This is a genomic window from Archaeoglobus fulgidus DSM 4304 (genome assembly GCF_000008665.1).
GTDB lineage: Archaea > Halobacteriota > Archaeoglobi > Archaeoglobales > Archaeoglobaceae > Archaeoglobus > Archaeoglobus fulgidus.
The window spans coordinates 1,288,171-1,300,875 of sequence record NC_000917.1 but is presented as its reverse complement, the minus strand read 5'-3'; the positions used below and the strand labels follow the sequence as shown (position 1 = coordinate 1,300,875).

Sequence of the window (12,705 nt, the reverse complement as noted above, 5' to 3'; positions counted from 1 at the left end):
TCTATCATAAACCTTAAAGTTTAAATTGTTTACGCATCATCATCTTATCATGAGGAAAGTAACCGTTTCTCTGATAAAAGCGGATGTTGGTAGCGTCGCTGGGCACACAACGGTTCCCGATGAGCTGAAAAAAGCCGCTGAAGAGAATTTGAAAAACGCTGTTGATTCTGGCCTTATTATTGATTTTAGAGTATTCAACGCTGGAGATGACCTCGAACTGCTGATGACCCACGATAAGGGCGTTGACAGCGAAGAGATCCACAGGCTCGCATGGGAGACTTTTGAGAAGGCTGCAGGCATTGCAAAGGAGCTGAAGCTTTACGGTGCGGGACAGGATTTGCTCAAGGATGCCTTCTCGGGCAACGTCAGAGGCTTGGGGCCAGGAGTAGCAGAGATGGAGTTCACAGAAAGAAAGGCGGAGCCAGTAATAGCCTTCATGATGGATAAAACCGAGCCCGGAGCCTTCAACATGCCAATCTTCAGGATGTTCGCTGACCCCTTCAACACCGCTGGTCTGGTTATAGACCCCACAATGCATCAGGGCTTTGTATTCGAGATATGGGATATCAAGGAGAGCAAGAGGGTTTTCATGAGGACTCCTGAGGAGATGTACGACATTCTCGCCCTGATTGGAGGGAAGAGCAGGTTTGTAATCAAGAGAGTCTATCCAAAAGAGGGCGGAAAGCTTCCTGCTGACGAGCCCGTTGCGGTAATCAGCACAGAAAAGCTCTACGAGGTTGCGGGAGAGTATGTTGGTAAGGATGATCCTGTTGCACTGGTGAGGGCTCAGAGCGGGTTGCCTGCAGTTGGAGAGGTTCTTGAGCCCTTCGCCTTCCCCCACCTCGTGAGCGGGTGGATGAGGGGGAGCCACAATGGGCCGATCATGCCAGTGCCCTTCAAATACTCCAAATGCACGCGCTTTGACGGCCCACCTCGCTGTATAGCCGCAGGCTTCCAGCTTGCCAATGGAAAGATTATTGGCCCGGTGGACATGTTCGACGACCCGGCCTTCGACTACACGAGGCAGAAGGCAATGGAGATTGCCGAATACATGCGCCGCCATGGCCCCTTCGAGCCGCACAGACTGCCGAGCGAGGATATGGAGTACACAACCCTCCCCAAAGTTCTTGAAAAGCTGAAGGGGAGGTTCGAAGAAGTCTGATGAAGCACATCTTCTGGCACGGAATGGCCGAGGAGGAGAAAATAGATTACCTACGCAAGTTCAGCGTAGCCGTTGTTGGCAGCAGGATGCTAATGGAAATACTCTGGAGGAGCGGTGTTGGCTGCATCAGGTACATCTCCGACTACGTTTCTCCAGTAGACTCAAGGCTTGACTGCACCATCGACCCCCTTGAGGCAAACAACTACGACGTAGTGCATCCAATGTCTTCAGACTCCTGCGTTATCTCCTACCTTTATCCAGAAAGCGAGTCAGAGCTGAGAAAGCTTCTCAGGGGCATTGACGTGGTTGTTGCGCACAAGAACATCGAGGTGATGGCGGAGATAGCAGAAAAGATAGGTGCGCCTTTCATTCCCGACATCATCACAACTTTTTTGCCGGATGGGGTTAAATTCTGGGAGGTTGAGTATCCGGAGGTGAAGAGAGACCCCATTTCGTACGCTTTGACGTGCAGCATTCAGGCTGGGGAGGTTTTGAGGGTGTTTACAGGCTACCATCTTCCCACAATAGCGCCTGAAGCTTACGTGGTGGATGTCAGAAGTGAGAACTACCTCCGAAAGATTACGCTTAAGGTGAGATGATGGATTACAAGAAGCTGGGACTTAAGGTTGGAATTGAGATTCACCAGCAGCTCGACACAAAGCACAAGCTCTTCTGCCTCTGCCCTACCCTAACGAGGGAGGTTGAGGAGTCTAACTTTGAATTTTTCAGGTATTTGAGGCTGAAGAGGAGCGAAATTGGTGAAGAGGACAGGGCGGCAAAGGAGGAGGTTGAGAGGAGCAGGAGGTTTATTTACAAGTACTATGACACCACATGCCTTGTCGAGGCCGACGAGGAGCCGCCGAGGGAGGTAAACAGAGAGGCTCTGCTTATAGCCATTCAGGTTGCGAAAATGCTGAACATGGAGGTAGTTGATGAAGTGCATGTGATGAGAAAAATTGTCATCGACGGGAGCAACACAACGGGCTTTCAGAGGACGGCTCTGGTGGCATTTGGTGGTTTTCTGGAGGTTGACGGGAAAAGGGTGGGTGTTGCCACCCTCTGCCTTGAAGAGGAAGCGTGCAGGAAAGTTGAGGACGGGGAGGGTTATGCTGTCTACTCCCTCGACAGGCTTGGAATTCCACTGGTTGAGATAGGCACCGAGCCAGACATCGATTCGCCAGAAATGGCAAAGAAGGTTGCAGCGAGGCTCGGGATGATTTTGAGGTCAACGGGAAAGGTTAAGAGGGGCTTGGGGACGATAAGGCAGGATGTAAACATCAGCATAAGGGATGGGGCGAGGGTGGAGATAAAGGGCGTGCAGGAACTCGACATTCTCGACAAGATTGTTGAATACGAGGTTTTGAGGCAGGTCAACCTTCTCAAAATAAGGGAGGAGCTCAAGCAGAGGGGAGCGAGGGTAGAGGAGAAGGTTTTTGATGTCACAGACGTTTTCAGCAACACGAAGTCGAAGATAATCAGAAACAAGACGGTGAAGGCAATTTTGCTGAGAGGTTTTGGAGGAATTGTCGGGAGAGAAATCCAGCCCGGAAGGAGGCTCGGAACGGAGTTCGCAGACATCGCCAAGACCTACGGGCTTGGGGGAGTATTCCACACTGATGAGCTGCCTGCTTACGGGATAAGCGAGGAAGAGGTGAGCAGGCTGAGAGATGCTGTGGGCGCTGAAGACGGCGATGCGGTTGTAATGGCGGCAGGAGATGCGGTGAGAGTTGAGAGGGCCTTGAGAAGGATAATAGAGAGGGCAAAACACTGCCTTGTTGGAGTTCCTGAGGAGACAAGGAAGGCTAACGAGGATGGGACGACCTCTTACCTCCGCCCATTGCCGGGAGCGGCAAGAATGTATCCCGAAACGGATGTGCCTCCCGTCGTTGTGACCGAGGAGATGCTGAACGTGGAGATTCCAGAGCTAATAGAGGAAAGGGCGAGGAGGTACGAGAAGCTCCTGCCAAAGGACCTTGCATGGGAGATTGCAGATTCGCCATATTATAGAGTTTTTGAGGAGTATTCTGAGAAGCTGCAGCCAACGGTTGTTGCGAGGGTGCTTTACCTTGCACCGGCTGCACTGAGGAGAGAAGGAGTAGAAATTGAAAGGCTTGAGGAGAGGCATTACAGGTTAGTTCTCGACATGGTTCTTAGAGGGGACATAGCAAAGGAGGGAGCGGAGGAGGCTTTAAAGCTCCTCTGTCAGAATCCGGAAATGTCTGCTGGGCAGTTGAAGGAGAAAATAGGTGCTGCAGAGGACATCGACGGCTTCATTGCAAAGCTTATTGAGGAAAAGGCCGATTTGATTGCTGAGAGGGGAGAGGGGGCATTTAAGCCTCTCATGGGACTCGTGATGAAAGAGTTCAGGGGCAAGGTCGATGGAAAGGTGGTGGCTGAGAAGCTGAAGAAGGCCCTGAAGAGCGCGCTCTCTCAGTAGTTTTTTAATAACTCATAGTTGAAGGGTATCCGTGGCGATATACGCATTCCCCGAGTTCGACGGAGAAAGCAGAAGAGCGAGCAGAATTTACGCAAGTGCAAGATATCCATCAAGGCAGGAGGGAAACGTCTTCTTCGACTCGGAAGAGGTTCCGAATCTGAAGTATGCGGACGAGATGCCTCTTAAAATCAGAAATTTTTACTCAGTTGTTGCCTTCCGCCCGTCCCACATTTTTCTTTCCAGAGACGTGCTCGGCGGGAGGCCCCTCTACTACGGCAGCGACATGAGCATTTCGTCCTTCAAATCCTACATTGACGGAGAGGTTTACGAGGTGATGCCGGGAGAAGTGGTCAAGATGGACTATACCGGCGAAATTCTGGAAAGGAGAAAGTATGCCTTCGAGGACGTCTTCAGAGTTGGCCGGGAAGACGTTAACGAAATGGCAGACAGAATTCTGAACTCCCTTAGCAGCTACAAGCCGAGAGTTGGGTGCATAGCCTTTTCTGGAGGGGTTGATTCATCCCTGCTCGCCGCTCTTTACGATGCCCCACTCGTTTCTGTAACAGCAAGCGATGCAGAGGAGGAGTGGCTTAAAACCGCCGCAAGAATGCTCGGAAAGGAGATTGAAATACTGAAGGTGGGAGAGAGTGCGATAAGGGAAGTTGTGGATACGGTGAGAAAAACAATAGAGACGGGCGATTTTCTGCAGCTTTCCATAGCCGTTCCGGTTTACCTAACCATGCAGTTCGCCAAATCCCTTGGCTTCACGGAGATCATTTTCGGTCAGGGAGCGGACGAGCTTTTTGGTGGGTACAAAAGGTACGAGGGTCTGAGTGAGCACGAGCTTGAGGACGCCTTGGTGAAGGACTTGAAGTCCATTGGTGAGTCAAATCTCGTGAGGGATTGCAAGCTGGCTTACAAGAACGAGATCAAGCTGGTAACGCCTTACTTGTGCTGGGATGTAATTGATGCGGCCCTGAAAATTCCTCCTGAGTACAAGGTCAGAAGGGAGGGTGGGAAGGTAGTCAGGAAGTACATTCTGAGAAAAATTGCCGAGAAATTCCTTCCGGAGGAGATAGCGTGGAGGGACAAGAAGGCGATTCAGTACTCAACAGGAATAGCGAAAATTCTGAAGAAGTGTCTGTGAACTGCTTCGACGGCTCTTCCTTCTGCGGAAAATGCTGCTACGAGACGGAGATGCCGCTTACAGAAGAGGACATTGCAAGGATAGAAGCTTTGGGCTATTCGCGGAGCGATTTCACGGTTAAAGACGGAGAAATCGTGAGGCTGAGAAACGTAAACGGAAAATGCTTCTTCCTCGATTCCGAAAACAGGTGCAGAATATACCAGCACCGCCCCGAAGGCTGCAGAATCTATCCTGCCGTTTTCGATGGGAGGGATGTCATCGCTGACCGCTTCTGCCCAAAATGGAGGGAGGTTAATGTTGAAAACGTCAGAAAGAGCCTTCTTAAGCTGATTGAGAGGATTTACGGAAAGGAGTTTTTTGAGAAACAATCATAAAGCCAGAGGCGAAGGTTTGGCATGTTCTTCACAGACTGGGAGGGGCCATGGATACTAACGGACTTCGCCCTCGAACTCTGCATGGCGGTGTTCAACAATGCAAGGTTTTTCAGCAACCTCAGCGAGTACGACGACTATTTGGCGTACGAGGTCAGGAGAGAGGGATATGAGGCTGGATACACTCTCAAGCTCCTCACGCCGTTTCTTGCTGCGGCAGGTGTGAAAAACAGAGATGTTGAAAGGATTGCTGAGCTTTCGGCGAAATTCGTGCCCGATGCTGAGAAGGCGATGGCCACGCTGCAGGAAAGGTGGACACCTGTAGTCATCTCAACCTCTTACACGCAATACCTAAGGAGGACGGCGTCAATGATTGGAGTAAGGGGGGAGCTGCACGGTACAGAGGTGGACTTTGACAGCATAGCCGTTCCAGAGGGCTTAAGAGAGGAGCTTCTGAGCATCATTGACGTAATAGCCTCGCTAAGTGGTGAGGAGCTATTCAGAAAACTCGATGAGCTTTTTTCCAGGAGTGAAGTTCGAAAAATTGTTGAATCCGTTAAAGCGGTAGGGGCAGGGGAGAAGGCGAAGATTATGAGGGGTTACTGTGAGTCGAAAGGCATAGACTTTCCCGTGGTCGTGGGGGACAGCATATCAGACTACAAAATGTTTGAGGCTGCGAGGGGCTTAGGAGGAGTGGCCATAGCCTTCAACGGCAACGAGTATGCGCTAAAGCATGCGGATGTTGCGATAATCAGCCCAACCGCCATGAGCGAGGCGAAGGTGATTGAGCTGTTCATGGAAAGGAAGGAGAGGGCGTTTGAAGTGCTTTCAGCAGTAAGCATTCCCGAAACCGAAATATATATAATGGAGAACTCCGATTTTGGCGAAGTTCTCGAAAAGTCGAAGAGGATGAGGGTCAGGCTAAGGGGGCTTGCCGGAGAACTGGGGTAGGTGGTGCGATGAAGGCTGTCGGTATTCTCGGCTCACCGAGAAAGTACGGAAATGCATCCAAAATGCTCGATGCTGCACTGAAGGAGCTCGAAAATAGCGGGTTTGAGGTCGAGAAGGTGCACATTTCCTCGAAAAAAATCAACTACTGCACTGGTTGCGGCACATGCCTGGCAAAGGGGGAGTGCGTGCAGAGAGACGACATGGACGAGTTGAAAAGGCTTGTTGAGGAGAGCGATGCTGTAATCCTTGCCTCTCCTGTTTATTATCTCAACGTAACAGCACAGATGAAGACCTTTATCGACAGAATGCTCCCCTACGGCCACAGGCCGACACTCAAGGGCAAGTACGGGGGGAGCATCGTTGTCTATGCAGGAGTTGGAAAACCCGAAGAGGTTGCGGGCTACATGAACAGGGTGCTAAAGGCTTGGGGGATAGTGCCAGTTGGCTACGCAGTGGGATTCGGCGTGATTCCGGGAGAGGTTGGAGATGAGGACTTGAAGAAGGCTTCCCAGCTCGGCTCTAAAATCGCCGAGGCTTTTGAGAGCAAATACAGAATGGAGCCGAGCGATGAGGATTTGGAGCTTCAAAAACAGCTTTTGACTCTGATAAAGAACTACGGACACCTGATGAAGGCAGACTACGAGTTCTGGAAGGAAAAAGGATTTATTTAATTATTATTTTGTTCCCCTCAAACTTCACAACCTTCCCCAAAAAGGTGTTTATCACGTAAGCGTTGCTCTTCTGATGCATTGTAACCTCGCTTGTGGTGTACTCTGTCCTACCTCTGGCCATCGCCGCAAAGGGCATAACCTGGTCGGCGAGGTGGGCATCAAAAGCCGCGTCCGACATGAGCTCTCTGTAGAGACTCTCCGCAGCCTCCTGGCCAACAACTTCTGCCCTCTTCCCCCTCTCCCCCAGAGCACTACCCCCCTTGTATCCGCTCCACAGAACTATCCCGCTTCCCGTGGATAGCCCCTTAAGCACCTCTGTTCTTATCTCCGCCCTTATCCCCCTCTCCTCCAAGAAGTTCCTGGCGGAGCTTGCCTGCCTCTCTGCAACATGCCCTGGAAGGTTTTGGCAGTGGCTTACGCCCCTCACAATTTCGTCAATCCTTTCGTAAACCACCCCTTTCATCTCCGCTGGCCTTACCGTCAGCCTCACCATTCCCCCGCCTTTGGGGTAGTAGCCCCTTTTCAGAACTTCAAGCTCGCACTCAGCCCCCATCTCCCTCAAAGCCCTCAGGGTAACGTTTTTGAAGTAATCAACAGGCGGGGCCCACGCAACGTCCGTCCCGCCTGTGACGGTGAGAGTGCTATCTCTGTCGGCAAACAGAAGCGGGAGAAGCACTGTCTGGAAGATAAGCGTAACGCTCCCCGCCGTCCCAATATCAACTCTGAAATTTCCTCCCCTCACACTGCCTGGATTGAAAACGATTTCAGTTGAGCCGATGCGAAGCCCCTCCACCTCGGCATTGCTGATGATTTTCGCCGCCTCAATCCCCTTAAGGTGCTGTGCCGCCAGTCCGGGCTTGGGACGGTTGGCCCTGATGTTTCTAATCCTCACAGCCTTTCCTGTAACGCACGAAAGGGCAACGGCCGTTCTAAGTATCTGCCCTCCACCTTCCCCGAAACTCCCGTCTATCTCAATCACAGAGTTTAGTTGGAGTGCAGGCAAAAAAGGTTATTCTTCCTCCTCCCGCTCCTCTTTGTAAGTAACGTACTGTGTGATGATTCCGGTCAGCACAAGCGTAAACCAGAGAAGGTCAAAGTATGCGTTTGAGAATATCGCGTCAAAGACCTTCTTTGGGTCGTTCAGAATGTCGTAAATATGTGTACCTGTTATCCCCATGTGCACGGCTAAGGCGATCGCTGAGGCACCGATGACAGAGGTGATCAGCACAGTTAGCGGCTTCTCAATAAACAGGTTTATCAGCGCGAACAATGCTGCAAGCACGAAGGCGTAAACCTGATACTCCGGGAGAAGATAAACTCCTACGAAGTAACCAAAGGCCGCACCTGTCACAATAAGCCCAAGCTCATCGATGAGGGCGAACAGCAACGCTCCCACAATAGCCGATGCAAGTATAACTATAAGGGCATTTTCGTAGTAGTTTATAGTGATGTAGATGCCCACAAGCTGACCGATAAAAAGTCCTATCACTGCAGAGTAAACTCTGAAAATCTTGTATCCGATAAAGCAGAGTATCAGGCCTATAACAACCAGAGATGTCAGAACCGCAGCCTGACTGGTGAGCAGTTCTGCAAGTTCGATTGGTTGCATGGCATCAGTACAACTGTAAGTTTATAAACTTTGGCAAATCACATTCACGCTTTCCCTCTGGATTCTCCATGTATGATTGCGGATGCTACTAAATGGGATATTCGAACGGGTTCGGGCATGTTTCCCTTGATCAGAGATGCTTTAACAAGCTTTTCAGCTTCTGAAGGTGTCAGGCCAGCGGTTTGAATGTAAATATCTCCAATTCTGTGAATTTCACCCGCAACCTCGACAATCTTCCTTCTTAGCTCATAATTTTCGAGATTCCTCATTGCGGAATCGAACTCCTCCATGTCGGGCTTTCTGCGCATTACGACAACAACCGGGATTTTAGTTTCTCTGTAAACCCGCTGAATGTCAACGAGGTTGAAGCCACCAAGCGTTATTCCCGGCAGAAAAATGCACTTGATTTGCTCCCTGAACTTCGACCTTCTCACCATTGAAATCAGCTTGTCCGTAGCATCAAGCCCGTCTATATCTATTTCAGTGTAAAGGAAGCCCTCCACGTAACCGCCACAGGTAACGCATCCTACAACGCAGCATTTTCTGTCGTCAAAGCTGTCATCGATGCCAAGAAACCTCCACTTTTTCATAAAGCTTATTGGCAATGTGCATTATTAAGCCTATGGATGACGTCGTTAAGTTCATTCACGAGGTTGGTTCGCTCAAGCTGACTCCGAGATCGGGCTGGCTGAAGCTCGGTATAAGGCTGCCGGAAAGCGTCGCGGAGCACAGCTTCAGAGCGGCAATCATAGCCTTCATCCTCGCATTAAAAAGCGGTGAGAGCGTCGAGAAGGCCTGCAAGGCAGCAACCGCCGCCCTTTTCCACGACCTGCACGAGGCGAGGACGATGGACTTGCACAAAATAGCCCGGCGATACGTTAGCTGCGATGAAGAAGGAGCAAGGGAGGAGCAGCTCTCCTGGATGGAATCCAAGCCCGATTTTTCGGACGTTGAAGTTTACGTTAGCGATGCGGACAAGCTTGAGCTTGCGTTTCAGGGAGTAGAGTACTCGCAGCAGGTAAGCTACGCGATAAGGTTTGCCGAGAACGTGGAGCTCAAAACTGATGCAGCGAAGGAGATTTACAGAGTGCTCATGGAGAGGAAAAATCCGGTATGGTGGAGATGAAGTTTCTGACCGACAGAATGCTCGGAAGGCTGACGCGGTGGCTGAGAATCTCAGGCTACGATACTGTAAGCGTTTCCGAGCTTGAATTTGATGAAGAGGAAGATGAGTTCATGCTGAGGAACTTGAGGGATAGGATTCTGCTCACCAAGGATAGGGAGCTCTACAGAAAAAGCGTTAAGGAGGGGAGAAAAGCCATTCTGATAAGGTCTGACTCCTTAGAGGGGCAGATGAGGGAGCTGATGGAGAGAGGTGTGAAGTTCCAGATTGTCATGGACAGGTGCAGCCTCTGCAACACTCCGCTGAGAAAGCCGAGCAGGGAGGAGGCAATGGAGGTCATTGAGAGGGAAAAGCTGTCCGAAGACATGCTCGAATTTGAACTCTGGTACTGCGAGAAGTGCAGAAAGCTCTACTGGATGGGGGGACACTGGAAGAACATGACGAGGTTCTTAAGAAAATTTGAAAGTTAATTACCTTCCTTTCCTCTCCTTGGATTTCGGCCTCAGTCCCTTGTAGCCGCACTTCCTGCAAACCCTGGCCTTCATTGGGTTCCGAGCGTTGCATCTCATGCAGATTTTCACGTTGAAAAGCCTTGCTTCCGCCTCCGGGAATCGTGCCATGTTTCATGCAGCGTTTAGCGTTATTTAAACTTTATTGGAGAAAGGTTTATGAGCAGAAAAAATCACGATATATATGTATCTTCTCAAAGTCAGGGTGGACCAGCATCGGTGCTCCCTTGCTGTCGCAACCAAAAGGTGCCCGGTACGGGCTGAAATAATCTCTTACATACTCCTGAATGACGAGGATGCTCTCTTTCTGGTTAAAGTTGTTGACGCCGAAAATGTTACAGACTACATAAAGGAGGTTGAGAGACATCCGAACACGAAGTTTGTTCAGATTCTTGAGAAGACCCCAATAGAGGCGAGCTTTATCGCAGTTGTAAGCGATACAACAGGTATTAAAGCTTTTGAGAGCTCATACTGCTTTATAAAAACTCCGATACTCGTTGAAGACGGAAGCAAGATTTACGAAATCATAGTTCCGAGCACGAGCTACCTTCCGAAGGCGTACGAGAACCTGAACAAGGTTGGAAACTGGAAGGTGATCGAGATAAAAAGCATAGGAGAGAGGAAAGCAGGCCTAACAGAGGCGCAGAGGAGGGCTTTAAAAATCGCCTACGACCTCGGATACTTCTCGGAAAAAAGGGATGTGACAATTAACGACATCGCGATGGCTCTGGGAGTTGCGAAGAGCACTGCACACAAGCACCTTAAAATTGCGATTTCAAAGCTCGTAGAGAGGTACATTCAGGAAAAGGAGCTCGAAAAGTCGGTAGAATTGTTTTAAATGATAATGATTTAATTATGACCCGGTGGACATGTCCGCGATTTTTACCCTACCATTTGTCGTTCAATTCTTTGGAGATGTCCATCCCGCCGGGCTTACATGTACGCCAAAACAGTGATGGTCGATTATGACAATTATACCTCATGGCAGAGGAAGTAATTGAGAAAATGGTTAAGGAAGCCATGGCCGCCCAGTGGGCGGATGTGAATGTGATTAAGGAGAAGAGAGGAAAAGAGTTCGTCATAGACGACGTGAAGCCCTACGTAGATGCAGTAAACCAGATGAAGGCAGTTGGAAATCAAAGCAAGGCAGTTATAAGGCTGCATGTTGACAGCGTAAACGCGCACTACGAAATTCTTAGGAGTCTCACGAAGACAGTAAGGCCAGAGGACGACCCCTTCGTGGAGCACTACCAGACCCCAGCCATCATGGAGATTCTGTATGAGGAGGACGAGAGCTTTAGGAAGAGCGTTGAAAAGTTCATCGAGGGAATTGAGAAAGCCGAGGCTCTGATTGGTCTTGAGGTGGTTAGGAGATACGGAGGCTTTTACGGCCCGACTTGTGTTGTTGACTTTGCCCTTATTCCGGGAAGCACGAGCAACATCGTGAACAGGATTTTGAAGACGGTTGACATTCCCAAGGAGCACGCTCAGGCAATTCTTGCCTCAAAATCATGGGGCATGAACACTTCCTACGGCTTTGGTGAGGTGTTTGCGAAGGAGATTGAAAACGGTGCAACGCTGAGCGATGCCATTAAGAAGGAAATTGAGATGATAAAGCTCGTATACGACCAGCCAACTGAGGCACAGGCCAAGCTTATGGACGAGCACGGCCACCAGAGCTTTGACGTGAGAAAGTACATGTCTGAGTACAAGAGCAGAATGAAGGGGGCGGTAAAGGAGGCAATGGATGACGGCGTGCACTACGGGAACATTGTAACCGTGCCAGCATACTGTGTAGGAGATGCAGCCCACCACATTGCCCAATCAACCTTCAACATGTGCAAGGACGACGTTGTTATGGCAGTCATCGAGGCAACGAGCGCGGTGATGGACTCAACGCTGAATGCAAACCTTGACAAGTTCAAGAGCGAATACCAGCCCCTCAGCGTCGCTACGGGTGCGGGAGCGGTAGCGGTAGAGTACATCCTTGAGCTTGATGGGTTCAACGCACCCATGATTGTTGATTTGCTGACTAAGAGGTTCCACAACTACGTCCAGCTTTACCCGACGAGGGGTGGTGCTGCAGAGCTTCACAACCACGACTTCATGGACATGATTTACAGAGGATGGAAGTATCTCGATAAGGCGAGAAGGGACAGAAATGGTGTTGAAACGAAGCTTGTTCCGAAGGTTGGCGGATTCGAGGTTAACCTCGACCCGATACACGAGAACGAAGTGCTCATGAACCCGCAGCGCTATGCTTATCCGGGATGCGCAATAAGCGTGAGGTTCTCCGCCCTGATGAGGCTCGCAGACTACCCGTGTCTGCTGACGAGCGAGCCCGTCACTGCGACGATGATGACCAACATCATAGCTCTGCACAAGGAGAGTCCAGCATCACCCGCAAGGGTCTGCAAGGACTGCGCAACAGCAGCGCTTGTTGACTTCAGACATGCGTACTGCCAGTGGAAAGAGGCAGTTTAATCTATTTTTTTTATTTTTAGGTGATGAAAATGAAGTGCTACATCTGCAAGGAGCAGGGTAAGGATACTGATGCCGTTGCCATCTGCATAGTCTGCGGGATGGGAGTCTGCATGGAGCATCTTGTGAGAGAAGAGGTTCCTCTCTGGAAGGGAGACTATCCCTTCCCCGCAAGGAAGATGAAGAAGACCGTGCCGAGAATTCTGTGTGTTATCTGCCATGAAGCTTACCAGGAGGAGTGACT

At 50.3% G+C, this 12,705-nt stretch carries 16 protein-coding genes; 12 read left to right on the top strand and 4 right to left on the bottom strand.

Translation table 11 applies throughout. The annotated features are described in order from the left end of the window. Window positions 1-49: 49 nt before the first annotated feature. From fbp to AF_RS07245, 7 genes are read left to right on the top strand one after another with little or no spacing between them, the layout of a single operon-like run. Window positions 50-1,162, top strand: coding sequence for a fructose-1,6-bisphosphate aldolase/phosphatase (fbp, locus tag AF_RS07275; RefSeq protein ID WP_010878939.1), 1,113 nt, complete (start codon window positions 50-52; stop codon window positions 1,160-1,162). Continuing rightward, window positions 1,162-1,761: a hypothetical protein gene (locus AF_RS07270; RefSeq protein ID WP_010878938.1), complete on the top strand. Its 600-nt coding sequence runs from the start codon at window positions 1,162-1,164 to the stop codon at window positions 1,759-1,761. The genes fbp and AF_RS07270 overlap by 1 nt, the downstream gene beginning before the upstream one ends. Next, window positions 1,758-3,599: a Glu-tRNA(Gln) amidotransferase subunit GatE gene (gene gatE / locus AF_RS07265; protein WP_010878937.1), complete on the top strand. Its 1,842-nt coding sequence runs from the start codon at window positions 1,758-1,760 to the stop codon at window positions 3,597-3,599. Before AF_RS07270 ends, gatE begins: the two co-directional genes overlap by 4 nt. Before the next feature lie 31 nt (window positions 3,600-3,630). Further along, on the top strand, window positions 3,631-4,746 hold the full coding sequence (locus AF_RS07260; protein ID WP_010878936.1) for an asparagine synthase C-terminal domain-containing protein: 1,116 nt from the start codon (window positions 3,631-3,633) through the stop codon (window positions 4,744-4,746). Continuing rightward, window positions 4,743-5,120, top strand: a complete 378-nt coding sequence (locus AF_RS07255) for a YkgJ family cysteine cluster protein (RefSeq protein ID WP_231487465.1) — start codon at window positions 4,743-4,745, stop codon at window positions 5,118-5,120. The genes AF_RS07260 and AF_RS07255 overlap by 4 nt, the downstream gene beginning before the upstream one ends. A 21-nt stretch (window positions 5,121-5,141) precedes the next feature. Beyond that, window positions 5,142-6,068 (top strand): hypothetical protein, encoded by a 927-nt coding sequence (locus AF_RS07250; RefSeq protein WP_010878934.1) that lies wholly within the window; start codon window positions 5,142-5,144, stop codon window positions 6,066-6,068. An 8-nt stretch (window positions 6,069-6,076) separates the two neighbouring features. Next, window positions 6,077-6,739, top strand: a complete 663-nt coding sequence (locus tag AF_RS07245) for a flavodoxin family protein (RefSeq protein ID WP_010878933.1) — start codon at window positions 6,077-6,079, stop codon at window positions 6,737-6,739. On the opposite strand, the gene rtcA is transcribed toward AF_RS07245, so the two are convergent. From rtcA to AF_RS07230, 3 genes are read right to left on the bottom strand one after another with little or no spacing between them, the layout of a single operon-like run. Next, window positions 6,732-7,718, bottom strand: coding sequence for an RNA 3'-terminal phosphate cyclase (gene rtcA, locus AF_RS07240; RefSeq protein ID WP_010878932.1), 987 nt, complete (start codon window positions 7,716-7,718; stop codon window positions 6,732-6,734). The genes AF_RS07245 and rtcA overlap by 8 nt on opposite strands. A 30-nt stretch (window positions 7,719-7,748) precedes the next feature. Then, window positions 7,749-8,348: a DUF4203 domain-containing protein gene (locus tag AF_RS07235; protein WP_010878931.1), complete on the bottom strand. Its 600-nt coding sequence runs from the start codon at window positions 8,346-8,348 to the stop codon at window positions 7,749-7,751. 44 nt (window positions 8,349-8,392) lie between these two features. Continuing rightward, window positions 8,393-8,938 carry a DUF99 family protein gene (locus AF_RS07230; RefSeq protein ID WP_010878930.1) on the bottom strand — a complete coding sequence of 182 codons (546 nt, stop codon included), beginning with the start codon at window positions 8,936-8,938 and terminating at the stop codon, window positions 8,393-8,395. A gap of 32 nt (window positions 8,939-8,970) precedes the next feature. Here AF_RS07230 and AF_RS07225 point away from each other — a divergent pair, with 32 nt between their 5' ends. Both AF_RS07225 and AF_RS07220 read left to right on the top strand, forming a co-directional pair. Then, window positions 8,971-9,474 (top strand): HD domain-containing protein, encoded by a 504-nt coding sequence (locus tag AF_RS07225; protein WP_048064391.1) that lies wholly within the window; start codon window positions 8,971-8,973, stop codon window positions 9,472-9,474. Next, entirely contained in the window at window positions 9,462-9,941 is a 480-nt protein-coding gene (locus tag AF_RS07220) for a Mut7-C RNAse domain-containing protein (RefSeq protein WP_010878928.1), read from the top strand. Before AF_RS07225 ends, AF_RS07220 begins: the two co-directional genes overlap by 13 nt. Here the strand turns inward: AF_RS07220 and AF_RS07215 are convergent, their stop codons facing one another. Further along, window positions 9,942-10,091, bottom strand: coding sequence for a 50S ribosomal protein L40e (locus AF_RS07215; protein ID WP_010878927.1), 150 nt, complete (start codon window positions 10,089-10,091; stop codon window positions 9,942-9,944). 73 nt (window positions 10,092-10,164) lie between these two features. On the opposite strand from AF_RS07215, the gene AF_RS07210 reads away from it, so the two are divergent. The 3 genes from AF_RS07210 (at window position 10,165) to AF_RS07200 (ending at window position 12,703) form a co-directional block, all read left to right on the top strand. Continuing rightward, window positions 10,165-10,818 (top strand): helix-turn-helix domain-containing protein, encoded by a 654-nt coding sequence (locus AF_RS07210; protein WP_010878926.1) that lies wholly within the window; start codon window positions 10,165-10,167, stop codon window positions 10,816-10,818. A gap of 143 nt (window positions 10,819-10,961) precedes the next feature. Further along, entirely contained in the window at window positions 10,962-12,464 is a 1,503-nt protein-coding gene (locus AF_RS07205; RefSeq protein WP_010878925.1) for a DUF2193 domain-containing protein, read from the top strand. Window positions 12,465-12,493: 29 nt separating this feature from the next. Next, window positions 12,494-12,703 carry a DUF2180 family protein gene (locus AF_RS07200; RefSeq protein WP_048064700.1) on the top strand — a complete coding sequence of 70 codons (210 nt, stop codon included), beginning with the start codon at window positions 12,494-12,496 and terminating at the stop codon, window positions 12,701-12,703. Window positions 12,704-12,705: the final 2 nt, after the last annotated feature.